Origin of the sequence: Cedecea colo, assembly GCF_011808225.1 — a bacterium.
GTDB classification, from domain to species: domain Bacteria; phylum Pseudomonadota; class Gammaproteobacteria; order Enterobacterales; family Enterobacteriaceae; genus Dryocola; species Dryocola colo.
Map to the genome: position 1 here is coordinate 360,347 of NZ_SOYS01000001.1, position 18,018 is coordinate 378,364.

Genomic DNA, 18,018 nt, shown 5'->3' on the forward strand with positions numbered 1-18,018 from the left:
TTGCTGCTGACGGCGAGTCCGTTGAAATTCCGGCCGGGGAAGCTTTTGCCGTTAGCCGGAATCACGCTTTACGGCATCGGGCTCGTTCATATGATGCGCAAGCGGCGGGGCGTCTTTGCATCATTCAAAACACTCTCACTTAAACGTAATTCGAAGCCATTGCAGCATAAGCACGCCCGGTGATATCTCCCGCCTTTCAAGGTGCGGTGTCAGAGCGGGTGGCGACTCATACAGATAATCGTCACATCCTGCGATCCCTGTAGCGTTTTTAACAGATTAATTCAGCTGCAATTTATTACAAACTTAACACTTTTTAAGTTTAAAACTTCTATCCCGAACGGTATAAGATACCGTTTCACATGAAATGATTTGGCTATAACAACATGAAATGGCTAACAAAAAGCTCTCTTTTATTTGCTGTGAAAACATGCATAGCGGCATTTTTAGCGCTATATATCGCACTCAAACTCAACCTTGATAAACCCGCCTGGGCAATGGTCTCCGTTTACGTTATTTCTCAACTTTATGCAGCCTCGACACTTTCAAAAGCGCTTTACCGTTTTATAGGCACCGTACTGGGCGGATTATTTATTTTTATGATCTACCCCCTGACCGTTCAACAACCCATTCTTTTTTGCCTTAGCGTGTCAATGTGGGTTTCTTTCTGCCTCTTTCTTTCTTTGCACGATCGTTCACCAAAAAGCTATGTGTTTATGCTCGCTGGTTACAGTGCTGCCATTTTGGGCTTTGCTGATGTGACTACGCCACTCAGTATTACCTATACCGTAATTTCGCGTGTTGAAGAGATTACCGTTGCGATTATCTGCAGCAGCCTGATTCATATGCTGGTATTTCCAGTGCGCATGCGCAGTCTGCTGGAAAGTACGGTTAATACCTGGTATGTAAGCGCCAGAAATTTATGTAATGAACTGTTGACTGCAGAATCCAAAGAACATACGTCGGAACGAGATCAAATTCTGGTGCAGATGGCTAATTATCCGCTCAACGTTGAAACACTGATAACCCAGCTCGTGTATGAAGGGGATTCGGCAAGGAAATTAATTCGCTTAGTCGGCGCACAGTATCAACAACTTTCATACATGCTCCCAACCCTTACCGCAATAGAAAAGCGTCTGAGCCTGCTGGCAGAACAGGGAATAACTTTCCCCGAGTATGTTGCCGAATCACTGAGGCATTTTTTATTGTGGCTCAACAGCGCGAAAGAAGAGGGCGACACTCAGTGGATTCAGGAAGAGATAGGTACAACACAAGAAAGAATCAAAACGCTTTATTCTGGTGGCGAAATCAGTGCTGAAGAGAGTCTATTGTTAAGTGGACTGATGGAGCGTTTATTAAATTTCATTCGTCTGTCTGAATCTTATTTCAGCGTCAAAGAGCGCGTGGAGTCGATGGAACAGAAGAAAAAACGCGACAAAGAAAAGTTAAGGAAGGGCCACGTTGATCGGGGAATGATTCTGCTTTCATGTTTTACCGCCTTCCTGACGACCATGCTGGGGTGTCTGTTCTGGATTGGAACAGGCTGGAAAGATGGCTCAACCGCACCGATGATGGGGGCGGTCATGTGCTCAATATTTGCCTCCCTCGACAGCCCTGTAGGCTCTATGAAAGTTTTCCTGAAAGGGGTAATCGTTGCTACCGTCCTCAGTATTATGTACGTGGGGATTTTAATTCCCACTACCGTAACTTTTGAATCGCTGATCATTGTCCTGGCACCAGGCCTGATTGTCCTCGGGCTACTTATCGCAAACCCATCGACCAGCTTTATTGGGGTGATCATTGTTACCCAAATCCCCGGTTTTATCGGTATGACCCATGACCTCAAGCCGGAGTTGCTGCCGATTATCAATGCAGCTATCTCTACTGTGGTAGGTGTCCTGATAGCGGTAATCGTTACAGCCGTTTTACGTAATAAACGGCCTTCCTGGACCGCTCGTCGCATGCTACGCAGAGGCATAAAAGAGCTGTTGCAGTTTACCTCCGAGATTAAGCTAAACACCTCGACGCTGTTATCACGCCAGCAATATGTTGCCAGTATGATCGATAAGATAAATATCATTCTGCCAAGAAATAAAGTCGACCCTATCCATGGCGTTGCGTTGGGCGATAATTTGATTACCGAAATCTGGCTTGGCGTGAACTGCTATGACTTCTGCACTCGTCATTATCAGCTGCTCAAAGACAATAAGCTCGATAGCGACGAGATGATGGCGGAGATTACTCGCTATTTTAAACAGCGTCTAAGGAATATTCATATTGAACCACCGCAGTCATTACTGGATGAGTTAGATAAACTGCTTCTGCGCACTGAATTACTTTGTCATTCAGACATGAAACTATTCGCGCCACTGCTTTACTTGTTTAATATCCGAATGGCGCTCTATCCGTCGCGACGTTGGCCAGGCGATAATAGCGTAATTTCTACAACTTAATTAATTTTATAATCCATAAAAAATTCACGGTAATCACTCCATTCTTAACGGGGGTGATAAATAGAGTCAGGCCGTGCGCTGAATATGCTGCATAGGTGTGTACTGGCAAGCAGGCGGGCAGCAGTGTTCTGCAACTATTTTTTATTGCTCCTGTGCCACACCAGCGCCACGGTTTTATACACTTTCTCCGGTGTGCATGAGCTGCGTTCAGCGGCACGCTGTTGCACCGGGTTGATGTTCAGAGCCAGCATCTTGCGAATACCTTCACGCTGCTGCCGGGCGTCAGAGAGGGAGATGGCAGGATAGGCACCCAGCGCAATGCGGGATGCCTGAGATACCAGTGACGGAAGCCGCCCGGCTTGCCCAGCAGATACAGGCCGTGAGCATCGGAAACTAAAAAACAAAAAATATGTAATGAAAAGCATGAAAACAATAAGCATCTTTAAAACAAACGAAAATATTTTCTTTATGACCTGTTTCATCACCAGTATGGAGAAAAATAAAAATGGAATAAAACTCATGCTGGTAAACGGCGAAACTATCAGTATCAAAGATTACGGTTATTACTCTCTGTCAGAGGCTGAAGGTGATTTGGGCAGGGAGCGAATAGCCAATAACTACAAAAGATTCGTTTCCGAACTCAGCCAGATGAGTGAAGAAACGATAACATCATTAATGCCTTAAGCTGAATGTCCCGTTTTGTTATTCCGTGTTTGGTTTTTGTAACTTCATGACAAACATCGCTTTTAAGTTAAATTGAGGATCGGTTAGTATTGCATCAACTTAACCACAAACATGACAGGGAAAAGGAAATGGATCGTCAATACAACAATGAACTGACCCCGGAACTGCTGGCAACAATGGATCAATCACCGTTTACGGCGGAACAACTGTCCGGGATGAATGATGAAACGCGAGCGTTCATCTCTGAGCAGCAGGAATATTGCCGCCAGCATCCTGTTAATGCCATATACCGCATTGCAGTGGATGGCAGTGTTACCAGAGAGGGTGGAACTGTTCGTGCAGCATACAACGGAAACGAAATCGAACTTTCAGACGGCAGGAAGGTTAATGTTGCGTTAGTCGGTGATGACGTTGTTTACCCTGACGGGAGAACGGCGAAAATTGTCACTGGTGCGGGCAGAATGAGTGAAGTGAATGGTCGTGGCGTAGCGCTGGTCAACAGTCGTCTGGATAACGGAGATGAAATTATCAGCACTCTGTGCGATGGCCCGATGATTGTCGGTCGTAAAGGAGAAGCGATGCCGGAGGATTTCCTGCTATCTGTAGAGGTGGCGTAATGGGAAATCGATCTGACTGTTATGGGCGAGGGACAGCACTGGAGGGGGATAAAACAACCACGGGTGCTGAATGTATCGCCTCAATGTCCAATGATACTGAACACGGTGCGACAGACATACAGCTAAAAGAAGCGAGAGCTAAAATACTTAAAATTAATAATGAACTGGGGTTATACAAATGACAGTAAATGTAGAGAATTTAATTCACTGCTTGGGGCAAACTTATGAAAACATGCTTGAGGCAGGGATTCTTCCATACAGAACAAAACCGACAGGTGCTCCGGGATCCCCTAATTTAGGTTTGGAAATGGCAAGGGAAGGTATTTTTTTATCATTCAAACGCACAGGTAGAATTCTCAAAAGTATTACGCTAAGACTCCAGCATGAACCGATTAAAAATTGGGTTTTTCCGAATGAACTTCCATCGCCTTTGCAAAAACATATGACTCGTCAACGGGTACATGATACTTTTGGTGAACCAGATAAGTCTGTTCCCCCGAAAACCGTAATGAAAATGACTATGGGATGGGTTGATAGGTTTGCTGTTGAGGATTTTCATATCCCAATAGCAATGCAAATTCGTTACGACATGCAAGATAAAGTCGAAGCCGTAACTTTCCTCCCGCCTTCAGATCTTCGTTGGTAGCTTTCACTCTTCTCATAAAAGCAGCACAACATACCTTGTGTGCTGCTTAATTCCTTATCACTTCGAACATCCATCCAAAGCACGCCAACTGTCGCTCACAATCAATATCAATCAATTGATATAAAAGATCGATATTGAGATTTTGATAGCTTTAGACGATTAAAAGCGATTTATTGATCGCTATTTTAATTGCTTAAATCGATCGATTAATTCAATTTGATAGGTTGAAAATATCGTTTATTTTTTATCGATCGATTTAAACGATATGGCGAACATTAAAAATAATTCAATTCTATCAATTGGTTAAACAGACTATTTGTGGATCGGGTGTGATCCGCCTCTGAGTAGGGTCTCTTTTCCTTTCACTCCTGCCACGAACAGTCAGTTCGTTAACATTGATGGGATATGAAGATGAAAAAACTTACTTATGGCAGGCGCTGCGTTGGTTCTGTCGGGATGTGGTGAAAAAGGCGACTATGAGAAAGCGATCAACGCGAAGATTGCTCAATCGAAAACCTGTTTCTCACTGAGAAACAACAATGTCACATTCCCTGTTCAGCTCTCCAAACCGCGATTTGATGAAACGGGCACTGGAATAGGATCTATGATCCTCGACGGCCTCGTAGAACAGGGCTTAAGAGGAATGTGCATTTTTCAGCTTGCTGCGCCAGGCATAAAGCTGTGATTCATACAGGTTGAGTTCGCGTGCTGCGGCGGCAACACCGGTGCGTTCAGCAAGCTTCAGGGCTTCGCTGCGGAACTCCGGCGAGTGTTGCTTATGGGGCTTTTTGCTGGCTGGTACGGGTTTTGTCATGAGTCACCTCTGTCTGAGAGTTTACTCACTCAGTCGCGTGTCCACTATTGGTGGGGAGGATCACAGACGGTTAGTTTCCGAACTCAGCCAGATGAGTGAAGAAACGATAACATCATTAATGCCTTAAGCTGAATGTCCCGTTTTGTTATTCCGTGTTTGGTTTTTGTAACTTCATGACAAACATCGCTTTTAAGTTAAATTAAGGATCGGTTAGTATTGCATCAACTAAGCCACAGAAATGACAAGGAAAAGGAAATGGATCGTCAATACAACAATGAACTGACCCCGGAACTGCTGGCAACAATGGATCAATCCCCGTTTACGGCGGAACAACTGTCCGGGATGGATGATGAAACGCGAGCGCTCATCTCTGAGCAGCAGGAATATTGCCGCCAGCATCCTGTTAATGCCATATACCGTATTGCAGTGGATGGCAGTCTTACCAGAGAGGGTGGAACAGTTCGTGCAGCATACAACGGAAACGAAATCGAACTTTCAGACGGCAGGAAGGTTAATGTTGCGTTAGTCGGTGATGACGTTGTTTACCCTGACGGGAGAACGGCGAAAATTGTCACTGGTGCGGGCAGAATGAGTGAGATAAATGGTCGTGGTGTAGCGCTGGTCAACAGCCGTCTGGATAACGGAGATGAGATTATCAGCACTCTGTGCGATGGCCCGATGATTGTCGGTCGTGAAGGGGAAATGCTACCGGAGGATTTCCTGTTATCTGTTGAGGTGGCGTAATGGGAAATCGATCTGACTGCTATGGAAGAGGAACAGCACTGGAGGGGGATAAAACAACCACGGGTGCTGAATGTATCGCCTCAATGTCCAATGATACTGAACACGGGCGCAGGGTTGTCCGTGTTGGGGATAAAACAACCCCATGCCCTGAATGTGGTGAGGTGGGGGTTATTGTATCCGGTGAACCCCGTGATACCAATAATGGAAAAATAGCGGCGGTGGATGGTTCAGTCGTGCGCTGTGCCTGCCCTTCAGGATCTAACTGGATTATTGCGCCAGCAGGACAATGGGTTGGCAGAGGCCCGGATCCTTCTATTGCAGCCCTTGCAGCACTGGTTGCTGAACGTAAGGCCGCAGAAGAAGAAAGAACTAAACAACGGGCTGAAGAGCGTGATCGTAATCGTGTCTTTGCCAAATCCTGCCTTCGGGGTGAGGGCTGTAATGATGCCGGAGAAGAGCAGGAACCCCATACCAATTTCGCTGTGATGGCATTTTATCAGGCCGTTCCCCCTGCTGACCCTGCATCGGATAATGATGTGGTCCAGCACGCCCAGACTGCCAGGAAAAAGAAACCTGCTGAAGATATTCCTGAGCCGAAAAAGCGAAGCGCCCTGTATAAATGGTGGTTTGGTAATCATGAAGAAATCGAATACCAGCGGGCAACAGCCGCAGCCACGAGTGCTGCTAACGCCCAGACGGCTGTTGAAGGTGCCAGCGTTCTTGGTCTGGTAGGTGGCAGTGCCATTACATCAGGAACGTGGGCTGTTCGTGGTGCAACAGCGGTAGGGGAAATAGCGGCAGCGGGTCCCGGAGCGCCATTAGCTGCATTACTGGTAGGAATGTATCCCGGCAAGCTCAATGAAGGTGAGCAGGATTTTATTGATCGCATGAGACTTGAGCAAATGCGTGAAGCGCCAAGCCGTGTGCGTTATACATGGGAACAAGATGATAAAGGTAATCCGGTTCCCCATGGATGGCACACACCTCCGGGTAAAGATATGGTGCGTGTGCGCAAAATGGAGTGGGACAGCAACCGAAAAGCGTATACGTTCACCACAGAAGAAGATCCACGTATAACAATCATCTGGACGCCAGACAGTTCAGGTGTCAATGTTCCATCAAATACAGGAAACCAGAATCCGGTAAGGATACCGAACCCGGTAGTTGTTGATCCGTTGCCGGAAGATACCAGTATTGAGGCTACAACCAGCCCTGCACCGGAAGAAAAGAATTTTGCGGATTATATTCTTGTTCTGCCGTTACCGAATATTCCACCGATATATATTTACCTGAGCAAGCCACCTGTTGAGTTTTTGGAGGTGGAACCTTACGATGATTTCAATAACCGTTCACGACAAGGGGAATATCATGCTGATCATATTCCATCAAGAGCGGCTGTAGAACTGTATCTTGAGAGAGAATATCCCGAGTTTGACTCTGATCAAATTAAAGCATTATCAGGTAAAGTTGCTGCTGTTATAGTTCCTGTGGAAGTTCATCGGAAAATTAGTGCGACTTATGGGGGGCGTAATCAGACACAAAAGGAACATGATTCCTATGACCTTCGAACAGCAGCAGATAAAAATTTTGATATTGAAACACCAGTATTAAAAGAGCATGGTGCGACAGAAATACAGCTAAAAGAAGCGAGAGCTAAAATACATAAAATTAATAATGAACTGGGGTTATACAAATGACAGTAAATGTAGAGAATTTAATTCACTGCTTGGGGCAAACTTATGAAAACATGCTTGAGGCAGGGATTCTTCCATACAGAACAAAACCGACAGGTGCTCCGGGATCCCCTAATTTAGGTTTGGAAATGGCAAGGGAAGGTATTTTTTTATCATTCAAACGCACAGGTAGAATTCTCAAAAGTATTACGCTTAGACTCCAGCATGAACCGATTAAAAATTGGGTTTTTCCGAATGAACTTCCATCGCCCTTGCAAAAACATATGACTCGCCAATGGGTACATGATACTTTTGGTGAACCAGATAAGTCTGTTCCCCCGAAAACCGTAATGAAAATGACTATGGGATGGGTTGATAGGTTTGCTGTTGAGGATTTTCATATCCCAATAACAATGCAAATTCGTTACGACATGCAAGATAAAGTCGAAGCCGTAACTTTCCTCCCGACTTCAGATCTTCGTTGGTAGCTTTCACTCTTCTCATAAAAGCAGCACAACATACCTTGTGTGCTGCTTCATTCCTTATCACTTCGAACATCCATCCAAAGCACGCCAACTGTCGCTCACAATCAATATCAATCAATTGATATAAAAGATCGATATTACCATATTGATAGCTTTAGACGATTAAAAGCGATTTATTGATCGGTATTTTAATTGCTTAAATCGATCGATATCTTTATTTTTGATGGCCTGTAGCTATCATTTGTTTTTTATCGATCGATTTAAACGATATGACGAATATCAAAAATAATTCAATTTTATCAATGGGTTAAACAGACCGCTTGTGGATCGGGTGTGATCCGCCACTGAGTAGGATCTCTATTGCTTTCTATCCTGCCACGAACAGTCAGTTCGTTAATGTTGATGGGATATGAAGATGAAAAAAATCTTACTCATGGCAGGCGCTGCGCTGGTTCTGGCGGGATGTGGTGAAAAAGATGACTTCGAGAAGGTGCCAGCGTTCTTGGGTTGGTAGGCGGAAGTGCTATTACGTCAGGAACGTGGGCAGTAAAACTTGGTGAGATGGCTACAGGACTTGGAAGGATTGCTGCCAGTGGCCCCGGTGCTCCCATCGCAGCAGTCGTGTTGGGAATGATGCCCGGAAGACTCAATGACGGTGAACAGGACTTTATTGACCGGATGCGTCTGGAACAGATGCGTGAAGCACCAGGCCGTGTGCGCTATACATGGGAACAGGATGATAAAGGTAATCCGGTTCCTCATGGCTGGCACACCCCACCGGGTAAGGATATGGTGCGTGTGCGTAAAATGGAGTGGGACAGCAGCCGAAAAGCGTATACGTTCACCACAGAGGAAGATCCACGTATAACCATCATCTGGACGCCAGACAGTTCAGGTGTCAATGTTCCATCAAATACAGGAAACCAGAATCCGGTAAGGATACCGAACCCGGTAGTTGTTCATCCGTTGCCGGAAGATACCCGTATTGAGGCTACAACCACTCCGGCACCGGAAGAAAAGAATTTTGCGGATTATATTCTTGTTCTGCCAATATCAGATATTCCACCGATCTATGTATATCTTAGTCAGGGACGTGCAGGTATTCCTGATAAAGATCATGATTATCATCCAGCCCCGGAAACTAGTGAAATTGGTATTTCAGGTCTCAGACAGGCTAAGAAAAAAACACCTAAGCAAGGTGGCGGTGGACTTAGATAGCGCTGGGTTGATGCTAAAGGTAGGAGGATTTACGAATGGGATTCTCAGCACGGTGAGCTTGAGGAATACAGGGCAAGTGATGGTGAGCATTTAGGGTCTGTAGATTATAAAACAGGTGAGCAGTTAAAACCTGCAGTTAAAGGCCGAAATATTAAAAGATATCTTTGAGGTGAAAGATGGGACTGAAATTAACATTAGAATGGTTTGATAAAGTAGATGAGATTTTGATCAATAAAGAGACTTCTGCTGATTTAGGTCAGGATGGGAATCTAATCAAAAAATTTAATTTACCATTTGATGGAAGAATATATGACGGTGGATTCGATGTATTAAGTTCGTGGAAGAACGATTTACAACCATTATTTTCACACCACATTGATTTCGATAAATATGACTACCAGCTAGTATTTAAACGAGATTAATAAAACAATATACGATTTCCATCCTAGCGCTTAGCTTAGCAAGCTGAATGCCCCGTTTTGTTATTCCGTGTTTGGTTTTTGTAACTTCATGACAAACATCGCTTTTAAGTTAAATTGAGGATCGGTTAGTATTGCATCAACTTAACCACAAACATGACAGGGAAAAGGAAATGGATCGTCAATACAACAATGAACTGACCCCGGAACTGCTGGCAACAATGGATCAATCACCGTTTACGGCGGAACAACTTGCCGGGATGGATGATGAAGTGCGTGCGCTCATCTCTGAGCAGCAGGAATATTGCCGCCAGCATCCTGTTAATGCCATATACCGTATTGCAGTGGATGGCAGTCTTACCAGAGAGGGTGGAACTGTTCGTGCAGCATACAACGGAAACGAAATCGAACTTTCAGACGGCAGGAAGGTTAATGTTGCGTTAGTCGGTGATGACGTTGTTTACCCTGACGGGAGAACGGCGAAAATTGTCACTGGTGCGGGCAGAATGAGTGAGGTAAATGGTCGTGGTGTAGCGCTGGTCAACAGCCGTCTGGATAACGGAGATGAGATTATCAGCACTCTGTGCAATGGCCTGATGATTGTCGGTCGTGAAGGGGAAATGCTACCGGAGGATTTCCTGCTATCTGTAGAGGTGGCGTAATGGGAAATCGATCTGACTGCTATGGAAGAGGAACAGCACTGGAAGGCGATAAAACAACCACGGGTGCTGAATGTATTGCCTCAATGTCCAATGATACTGAACACGGGCGCAGGGTTGTTCGCGTTGGGGATAAAACAACTCCCTGTCCTAAATGCGGTGAGGTAGGGGTTATCGTATCCGGTGAACCCCGAGATACCAATAATGGTAAAATAGCGGCGGTGGATGGTTCAGTCGTGCGCTGTGCCTGTCCTTCCGGGTCTAACTGGATTATTGCGCCAGCAGGACAATGGGTTGGCAGAGGCCCGGATCCTTCTATTGCAGCTCTTGCAGCCCTGGTTGCTGAACGTAAGGCCGCAGAAGAAGAAAGAACTAAACAACTGGCTGAAGAGCGTGACCGCAATCGTGTCTTTGCCAAATCCTGCCTTCGGGGTGAGGGTTGTAATGATGCCGGAGAAGAGCAGGAACCCCATACCAATTTCGCTGCGATGGCATTTTATCAGGCCGTTCCCCCTGCTGATCCTGCATCAGATAATGATGTGGTCCAGCACGCCCAGACTGCCAGGAAAAAGAAACCTGCTGAAGATATTCCAAAGCCGAAAAAGCGAAGCGCCCTGTATAAATGGTGGTTTGGTAATCATGAAGAAATCGAATACCAGCGGGCAACAGCCGCAGCCACGAGTGCTGCTAACGCCCAGACGGCTGTTGAAGGTGCCAGTGTTCTTGGTCTGGTAGGTGGAAGTGCTATTACGTCAGGAACGTGGGCAGTAAAACTTGGTGAGATGGCTACAGGACTTGGAAGGATTGCTGCCAGTGGCCCCGGTGCTCCCATCGCAGCAGTCGTGTTGGGAATGATGCCCGGCAGGCTCAATGACGGTGAACAGGATTTTATTGACCGCATGAGACTTGAGCAAATGCGTGAAGCACCAAGTCGTGTGCGTTATACATGGGAGCAGGACGATAAAGGTAATCCGGTTCCACATGGCTGGCATACACCACGGGGTAAGGATATGGTGCGTGTGCGTAAAATGGATTGGGACAGCAGCCGAAAAGCTTATACATTCACCACAGAGGAAGATCCACGTATTACCATCATCTGGACGCCGGATAATACAGGTGAGAATAAACCGTGGAATACAGGCAACCAGAACCCGGTAAGGATACCTAACCCGGTAGTTGTTGATCCGTTGCCGGAAGATACCAGTATTGAAGCTACAACCACTCCGGCCCCGGAAGAAAAAAATTTTGCTGATTATATTCTTATTCTGCCGTTGCCGAATATTCCACCGATTTATATATATCTACGAAACAGCTCTGGGCAGGTTACGGGTAAAGGTCAGAAGGTTAGCGGGGTATGGTTATCGGATGCTAATACAGGCAATGGTTCACCAGTTCCAAGCCAGATTGCTGACAGGCTGCGTGGGCGAACGTTTGCGAATTTTGACCAATTCCGTGAAGCATTTTGGATTGAAGTATCTAAAGATCCTGAGTTATCAAGGCAATTTAAAGGATCAAATATTATTAATATGAAGAAAGGGAAGGCCCCGGCAACTTATAGAGAGGGGCGAGTTGGAAAACGTATCAAGTTTGAGATTCATCATATCAAACCGATAGGCCAAGGTGGTGAAGTCTATGAAGTTGATAACATGGGAGTTGCAACACCTCGGCGGCATATTGATATTCATTCTAATAAATAAGGTGACTATATGAATAATAAAAAATCCATTTCTGATTATACTGAGCAAGAATTTTTAGCATTGGTTATTAGGATCTATAATGCAGAAGAAGAAAGCGAAGAAGAAGATGTGAATAATCTTCTAGAGTTTGAACGTCTATGTGAGCACCCAGATGGTTCTGACCTTATTTATTATCCACGAGAAGGCCGCGAAGATAGTCCAGAAGGCGTTGTTCAGGAAGTAAAAGAATGGCGGCAAGCTAATGGTAAACCGGGCTTTAAGGCTTAGTCTCTGGCCGAATAAATGAGTATGTATCCGCATCTATAGGCCCGGTTTTCAATTATTTAACCAATATAAGCAGCACAACACGCCTTGTGTGCTGCTTCATTCCTTATCCCGTCGAACATCCATCCAAAGCACCCCAACTGTGGTGTTCCATCGCTCACCACCATCAATCAATTGATATAAAAGATCGATAATTTATTATCGATAGTTTTTGACGATTGAAAATAGTTTATTGATCGATTATTTAATTGGTTTAATCGATCGATTTAATATATTTAATAGCTATTTACTATCTCTTGATGCCCGACAGTTCAGGTGTCAATGTTCCTTCAAATACAGGTAACCAGAATCATGAGGAAATAGAATACCAGCGGGCAACAGCCGCAGCTACAAGTGCTGCTAACGCCCAGACGGCTGTTGAAGGTGCCAGCGTTCTTGGTCTGGTAGGTGGAAGTGCCATTACGTCAGGAACATGGGCGGTAAAACTTGGGGAAATGGCAACCGGAGTCGGAAGAATAGCCGCCAGCGGTCCCGGTGCTCCTATAGCCGCAGTCGTGATGGGAATGATGCCCGTAAGACTCAATGACGGTGAACAGGACTTTATTGACCGGATGCGTCTGGAACAGATGCGTGAAGCACCAAGCCGTGTGCGTTATACATGGGAACAGGATGATAAAGATAATCCGGTTCCTCATGGCTGGCATACGCCACCCGGTAAAGATATGGTGCGTGTGCGCAAAATGGAGTGGGACAGCAGCCGAAAAGCGTATACGTTCACCACAGAGGAAGATCCCCGTATTACCATCATCTGGACGCCAGACAGTTCAGGTGTCAATGCCCCTTCAAATACAGGCAACCAGAACCCGTTAAGGATACCGAACCCGGTAGTTGTTGATCCGCTACCGGAAGATACCAGTATTGAGGCTACAACCAGCCCTGCACCGGAAGAGAAGACATTTGCGGATTATATTCTTATTCTGCCAATATCGGATATTCCACCGATCTATGTTTACTTAAATTCTATTCTTAAAGGCAAAGATGCGGAAGAAGCAGCGAAGAAACTTGGTTATGATCGACGTGTTGCCCCGAATAAAGCGCCATTCAATTCTCACGGGCAACCAGCATTTTTTAATGGAAAGGATTACATAACACCAGATGTTGACGGACATAATGTTTCCGAAGGATGGAAAAAATTTAGTAAAAAAGGTGTTCGCTTAGGTACATATGATAAAGATTTAAACAGGGTGATAACATGTTTGGTATTTTTACAGAAAATAAATCTTTTAAGTCTGATTTTAATGAAACAGTATTGCCCGCTTCAATTACCATAGGTAATTTTAAAGAAGGAATGCAGATCTCTGTCGATTATTGGAATATCAAACAATACTATGCGAGTTGGCTCTCTTCTTTAAAAAAGGTATTTATGGGAAAAATAATGCGACACTAGTAGTTTCAATGTATTCACCTAAAGATGCGAATTTTTTATTCTCATGGGTTCTATATTTCAGACAAGAAGACGTTATTGTTCAGAATAAAATGATTTTTTTGGATGAGATAAATAATTTTTCCATAGATAAAATAAACGAATATACTAGTGAGTATGAAGCCTATTCAGAAGGTGAAAAAGTATCAGAGTGGTACACTACTATTGATGAGGTAAAAGAATATATGTCATATCTTGAAAGTAAGATATCATAAATTTATACTTTATATTGAACAGCGCATGTATTAATGCGCTGCTTTGCTATATTTGAATTAAAAACCCCTAAACAGCATGCTTTTTTACCTTGAGAGTTGATTTATGAGTGATTTACTTTTAGACCTGAAAAAAGAACTTAAGAAACTATCAAACAATGTAAAAATACCGAAAGAAATAGAGCAGTTGTATCAGTGGATAGATGAATATGGTCTTGTTGAATCTCATGATGGTCTTATCGAAACGCCAAAAGGAATGATGGGTGACCCTACAGTTTATTCTTATGGACGGATTAGTTCAGATTATGAGATTAATCCAGATATAACTTTTACAACATCAGGTCAGAAAGGAATCCATTATTGGTTTGACCGTCCCTGCTGATACTCGCCAATGCGCTCAAACAATTCGGGCAATCGCTCCAGCGGCAGGGCGGGATAGTGATTTTTAACCGGCGGTGCTGTGACGCCTTCCAGATGCAGGGCAGGATTGTTTTCTGTCAGTCCCTGCTGCACGGCGTAACGCATGATATTGCAGAGTTGCTGCCGGGTTCGGGACGCGACTTTCAGAAAGCCTTTATCCTCGATAACTTTCAGCAATGCCGTAAAATGCTGCGTTTTCAGCATTGTGACGGGCAGATGACCGATTGCCGGAAAGGTATGGTTTTTCATACTGGCGAGGATACGCTCTGCGTAGTCAGCCGACCATTTTTTGTTGGTTTTGTGCCATGCCGCCGCAGCGGCCTCAAAGCACTTTTCCGGTGATGCGGCGGCTTTTGCAGTCATGCGTTGTTGTGCGGGATTGATATTCTGCACCAGCAGTTTACGGATACCGCCGCGCTGCTGGCGGGCCTCGGAAAGCGAGACCTGCGGACAGGCACCTAATGCGATACGGGATTCTTTTCGGTTGAAGCGATATTTGAGATACCAGAGGCGTGAACCGCCGGGACTGACAAGCAGATACAGACCCTGAGAATCGGTCAGTTTAAAGGTTTTATCAGAAGGCTTGATGCTGCGGATTTTCGCGTCGGACAGGGACATATGGTGGTCACTCCATTATCGAACTGAAATGACCCCAAATCAGACCACCAATTTCGCCGGATACGGAGGGAAAACCAGATACGCATCGGAAAAGATTTTCGCGCTGGCTTATTGAAGCGATGGCAATGACAGATAAAAGCAGAAAGCCCGCTTAAGTTTCCTTAAGCGGGCTCTCGAATTTGGCTCCTCTGACTGGACTCGAACCAGTGACATACGGATTAACAGTCCGCCGTTCTACCGACTGAACTACAGAGGAATCGTAGTGCGGCATATCTTAGCGAGTGCGCCTGGTTTGTCAAAGCCTAAATCGGCGTGCGGGCACCGTTTGCGGATTCTCTCAACGTTTTGCCGTCTTTTCAGGCAAACTGCGGTAAAAAATTCTTTGCAGGATAAGCGTTTGTAAATCATTATTTGAAATGTGGTTTCACTTCGCTCACAGGTTAACCTTGAACTTATATACCGCAGTACGCCAGCGCGTTGAGAAAACGCACTGGTATGCCAACAGAAAAAGCTATCGAACCCTTTTCTGGCGTGAAATTACTCCCCTCGCTGTGCCTATTTTCCTGGAAAATACCTGTGTGTTATTGATGGGCGTGCTGAGCACTTTCCTCGTGAGTTGGCTGGGCAAAGAAGCGATGGCGGGCGTCGGCCTGGCCGACAGCTTCAACATGGTAATCATTGCCTTCTTTGCCGCAATCGATCTGGGTACCACGGTGGTTGTCGCTTTCAGCCTCGGGAAGCTCGATCCAAAACGAGCGCGAGCGGCAGCCCGCCAGTCTCTTGTCCTGATGACGATAGTCGCAGTATTCCTGGCGATTGGTATTCATCTGGCCGGTGAGCACATCGTGAACGTTATTGCCGGCGAGGCGACGCCGGAAGTGAAGACGCTGGCGCTTTCTTATCTGCAAACCACGGTCTGGAGTTATCCCGCGGCGGCCATCGCACTCATTGGCAGCGGAGCGCTGCGCGGAGCAGGGAATACGAAAATTCCTCTGCTTATTAACGGCGGTATGAACATCCTCAACATTATGATCAGCAGCGTGCTGATCTACGGTCTTTTCGGCTGGAAGGGAATGGGCTTTGTCGGTGCCGGGCTGGGGCTGACCATCTCTCGCTACATTGGCGCGATAGGGATTATCTACGTGCTGATGATTGGCTTTAACCCGGCGTTGCGCATCTCGCTTAAAAGCTACTTTACCCCGCTAAAGTTCAATATCCTTTGGGAAGTGCTCGGCATCGGCATTCCCGCCAGCATCGAGTCTGTTTTATTCAACGGCGGCAAGCTGTTAACGCAGATGTTCGTCGCCGGTATGGGCACCAACGTTATCGCCGGTAACTTTATTGCTTTCTCGGTTGCGTCGTTGATTAACCTGCCGGGGAACGCCCTTGGGTCTGCCTCGACCATTATCGTTGGCAGGCGATTAGGTAAAGGGCAAATTGGGCAGGCGGAGCGGCAGTTAAAGCACGTATTCTGGCTATCGACGATTGGGCTGACGATTATCGCGTGGGGAACCGCGCCTTTCGCCGGGCTGTTCGCCTCGTTCTATTCGCGTGAAGCCGACGTAAAAGAAGTGGTCAAAGTGCTTATCTGGCTTAACGCCGCTTTTATGCCGATTTGGGCGGCGTCATGGGTGCTACCGGCCGGGCTGAAAGGCGCGCGCGATGCACGTTTTGCAATGTGGATCTCAATGCTCGGCATGTGGGGCTGCCGGGTTGTGGCAGGCTATACGCTGGGGATTGTGCTGGGCATGGGCGTGGTGGGCGTCTGGCTGGGGATGTTCCTCGACTGGGCGGTGCGCGGCGTATTCTTCTACTGGCGGATGATAAGCGGACGCTGGCTGAAAAAATACCCGCGCCCGGAAAAACAGCCGGTAATAACGGTAACGGCAAGTGGGCAAAATAAAAGCTAAAAGGCTACGCTTAGCGAAACGCCTCTGTCCGGAATATAAAATCATGCGCCTGAAATCGTTTTGCAGTTTGCTGCTTCTGTTCGCCAGCCAGAGCGTGCTGGCCGTCAGCTATCCGTTGCCGCCGGAAGGCAGTCGTCTGGTGGGTAGCCCGCTAAAAATTACCGTTCCACAGGGAAACAAACTGCCGCTTGAGGCATTTGCGGCACAGCACGGTCAGGGGCTAAGCAATCTTATAGAAGCCAATCCCGGTGTTGATGTGTTTTTACCTCATGCTGGCTCGGAACTGATGATTCCTCAGCAATTAATATTGCCGGATACCGTGCGTGAGGGAATTGTTGTCAACGTCGCAGAAATGCGGCTCTACTATTACCCGCCAGAGAGCGGCACGGTTGAGGTTTTCCCGATTGGCATCGGTCAGGCGGGGCGAGAAACCCCGCGTAATTGGGTAACCAGAGTCGAGCGTAAACAGGCGGGGCCAACCTGGGTGCCTACCGCGAACACAAGACGCGCGTATGCCAAAGAGGGAAGAAGCCTTCCGGCCTATGTACCAGCGGGGCCGGATAATCCGATGGGCCTTTACGCCATTTATATCGGCAGGTTTTATGCGATTCACGGTACCAATGCCAATTTCGGGATCGGCCTGCGGGTTAGCCAGGGCTGTATTCGCCTGCGTAATGACGATATTAAATATCTCTTTGAGAATGTCCCGGAGGGCACGCGCGTTCAGCTTATTGACCAGCCGGTGAAGGTGACAGCCGAGCCGGATGGCTCCCGCTGGCTGGAGGTTCATGAACCGCTATCCCGCAACCGTAGCGAATTTGAATCAACCAACAAAGTACCGTTGCCTTTAAACTCTTCCCTTAACGAGGCGATAAAAGGGCAGGGCGTCGATATGCTTCGCGTCAGCGGCGAACTGGAACGCCGTTCAGGGATGCCGATAAATATCAGTGAAGCAGCGCCGGGAATAAGGGCGGGGTAGCTGCCACGTCGCGAAAAACATACCGT

16 protein-coding genes, 1 tRNA gene and 6 pseudogenes are annotated in these 18,018 nt (G+C 46.4%); 19 read left to right on the forward strand and 4 right to left on the reverse strand.

Annotation, left to right across the window (positions count from 1 at the left end; genetic code table 11):
- Positions 1-383: 383 nt before the first annotated feature.
- Complete coding sequence (locus E2L00_RS01575; RefSeq protein ID WP_167606068.1) at positions 384-2,450, forward strand: FUSC family protein; 2,067 nt, start codon at positions 384-386, stop codon at positions 2,448-2,450.
- A 47-nt stretch (positions 2,451-2,497) separates the two neighbouring features.
- Here the strand turns inward: E2L00_RS01575 and E2L00_RS01580 are convergent.
- Positions 2,498-2,883 (reverse strand): annotated as a pseudogene (locus E2L00_RS01580) (Arm DNA-binding domain-containing protein); the annotation flags it as partial.
- On the opposite strand from E2L00_RS01580, the gene E2L00_RS21845 reads away from it, so the two are divergent.
- From E2L00_RS21845 to E2L00_RS21475, 4 genes and pseudogenes are all read left to right on the forward strand, one after another.
- Positions 2,874-3,134 (forward strand): hypothetical protein, encoded by a 261-nt coding sequence (locus E2L00_RS21845; protein ID WP_167606071.1) that lies wholly within the window; start codon positions 2,874-2,876, stop codon positions 3,132-3,134. The pseudogene E2L00_RS01580 and the gene E2L00_RS21845 overlap by 10 nt on opposite strands.
- A 128-nt stretch (positions 3,135-3,262) precedes the next feature.
- Positions 3,263-3,751 (forward strand): PAAR domain-containing protein, encoded by a 489-nt coding sequence (locus tag E2L00_RS01590; protein ID WP_167606073.1) that lies wholly within the window; start codon positions 3,263-3,265, stop codon positions 3,749-3,751.
- A gap of 178 nt (positions 3,752-3,929) precedes the next feature.
- Positions 3,930-4,397 (forward strand): DUF6392 family protein, encoded by a 468-nt coding sequence (locus E2L00_RS01595; RefSeq protein ID WP_167606076.1) that lies wholly within the window; start codon positions 3,930-3,932, stop codon positions 4,395-4,397.
- Between the two features lie 427 nt (positions 4,398-4,824).
- Positions 4,825-5,034: pseudogene (locus E2L00_RS21475) on the forward strand (hypothetical protein); the annotation flags it as partial.
- On the opposite strand, the pseudogene E2L00_RS01600 reads toward E2L00_RS21475, so the two are convergent.
- A pseudogene (locus E2L00_RS01600) lies at positions 5,035-5,211 on the reverse strand (transposase); the annotation flags it as partial. It abuts the pseudogene before it with no gap.
- Positions 5,212-5,466: 255 nt separating this feature from the next.
- Between E2L00_RS01600 and E2L00_RS01605 the strand changes: the two are divergent.
- The 12 genes and pseudogenes from E2L00_RS01605 to E2L00_RS01660 all read left to right on the forward strand — a co-directional run bounded on the left by E2L00_RS01605 (position 5,467) and on the right by E2L00_RS01660 (position 14,447).
- The gene (locus E2L00_RS01605) at positions 5,467-5,955 is read left to right on the forward strand and encodes a PAAR domain-containing protein (RefSeq protein ID WP_167606078.1); all 489 of its coding nucleotides are present in this window, start codon (positions 5,467-5,469) and stop codon (positions 5,953-5,955) included.
- Positions 5,955-7,652, forward strand: a complete 1,698-nt coding sequence (locus tag E2L00_RS01610; protein ID WP_167606081.1) for an S-type pyocin domain-containing protein — start codon at positions 5,955-5,957, stop codon at positions 7,650-7,652. Before E2L00_RS01605 ends, E2L00_RS01610 begins: the two co-directional genes overlap by 1 nt.
- The gene (locus E2L00_RS01615) at positions 7,649-8,116 is read left to right on the forward strand and encodes a DUF6392 family protein (RefSeq protein WP_167606083.1); all 468 of its coding nucleotides are present in this window, start codon (positions 7,649-7,651) and stop codon (positions 8,114-8,116) included. The genes E2L00_RS01610 and E2L00_RS01615 overlap by 4 nt, the downstream gene beginning before the upstream one ends.
- A gap of 412 nt (positions 8,117-8,528) precedes the next feature.
- Positions 8,529-8,603, forward strand: a pseudogene (locus tag E2L00_RS01620) (lipoprotein); the annotation flags it as partial.
- Between the two features lie 2 nt (positions 8,604-8,605).
- A pseudogene (locus tag E2L00_RS01625) lies at positions 8,606-9,499 on the forward strand (S-type pyocin domain-containing protein); the annotation flags it as partial.
- Between the two features lie 8 nt (positions 9,500-9,507).
- Positions 9,508-9,753 carry a colicin E3-like toxin immunity protein gene (locus E2L00_RS01630; protein WP_167606091.1) on the forward strand — a complete coding sequence of 82 codons (246 nt, stop codon included), beginning with the start codon at positions 9,508-9,510 and terminating at the stop codon, positions 9,751-9,753.
- A gap of 170 nt (positions 9,754-9,923) precedes the next feature.
- Positions 9,924-10,412: a PAAR domain-containing protein gene (locus tag E2L00_RS01635; RefSeq protein WP_167606094.1), complete on the forward strand. Its 489-nt coding sequence runs from the start codon at positions 9,924-9,926 to the stop codon at positions 10,410-10,412.
- Positions 10,412-12,106: an S-type pyocin domain-containing protein gene (locus E2L00_RS01640; RefSeq protein WP_167606096.1), complete on the forward strand. Its 1,695-nt coding sequence runs from the start codon at positions 10,412-10,414 to the stop codon at positions 12,104-12,106. Before E2L00_RS01635 ends, E2L00_RS01640 begins: the two co-directional genes overlap by 1 nt.
- A 9-nt stretch (positions 12,107-12,115) precedes the next feature.
- Entirely contained in the window at positions 12,116-12,373 is a 258-nt protein-coding gene (locus E2L00_RS01645; RefSeq protein WP_167606099.1) for a bacteriocin immunity protein, read from the forward strand.
- A 296-nt stretch (positions 12,374-12,669) separates the two neighbouring features.
- Positions 12,670-13,701: an S-type pyocin domain-containing protein gene (locus E2L00_RS01650; RefSeq protein WP_201279253.1), complete on the forward strand. Its 1,032-nt coding sequence runs from the start codon at positions 12,670-12,672 to the stop codon at positions 13,699-13,701.
- A gap of 37 nt (positions 13,702-13,738) precedes the next feature.
- The gene (locus E2L00_RS01655) at positions 13,739-14,068 is read left to right on the forward strand and encodes a hypothetical protein (RefSeq protein ID WP_167606102.1); all 330 of its coding nucleotides are present in this window, start codon (positions 13,739-13,741) and stop codon (positions 14,066-14,068) included.
- A 103-nt stretch (positions 14,069-14,171) separates the two neighbouring features.
- A complete protein-coding gene (locus tag E2L00_RS01660; protein WP_167606104.1) occupies positions 14,172-14,447 on the forward strand; it encodes a hypothetical protein in 276 nt (91 codons plus the stop codon).
- On the opposite strand, the pseudogene E2L00_RS01665 reads toward E2L00_RS01660, so the two are convergent.
- A pseudogene (locus E2L00_RS01665) lies at positions 14,435-15,103 on the reverse strand (tyrosine-type recombinase/integrase); the annotation flags it as partial. The gene E2L00_RS01660 and the pseudogene E2L00_RS01665 overlap by 13 nt on opposite strands.
- A gap of 180 nt (positions 15,104-15,283) precedes the next feature.
- Positions 15,284-15,359, reverse strand: a tRNA-Asn gene (locus E2L00_RS01670).
- 190 nt (positions 15,360-15,549) lie between these two features.
- Between E2L00_RS01670 and E2L00_RS01675 the strand changes: the two genes are divergently transcribed.
- Both E2L00_RS01675 and ldtA read left to right on the forward strand, forming a co-directional pair.
- Positions 15,550-17,013, forward strand: coding sequence for an EmmdR/YeeO family multidrug/toxin efflux MATE transporter (locus E2L00_RS01675; RefSeq protein ID WP_338031873.1), 1,464 nt, complete (start codon positions 15,550-15,552; stop codon positions 17,011-17,013).
- Between the two features lie 43 nt (positions 17,014-17,056).
- A complete protein-coding gene (ldtA, locus tag E2L00_RS01680) occupies positions 17,057-17,992 on the forward strand; it encodes a L,D-transpeptidase (RefSeq protein WP_201279254.1) in 936 nt (311 codons plus the stop codon).
- Positions 17,993-18,018: the final 26 nt, after the last annotated feature.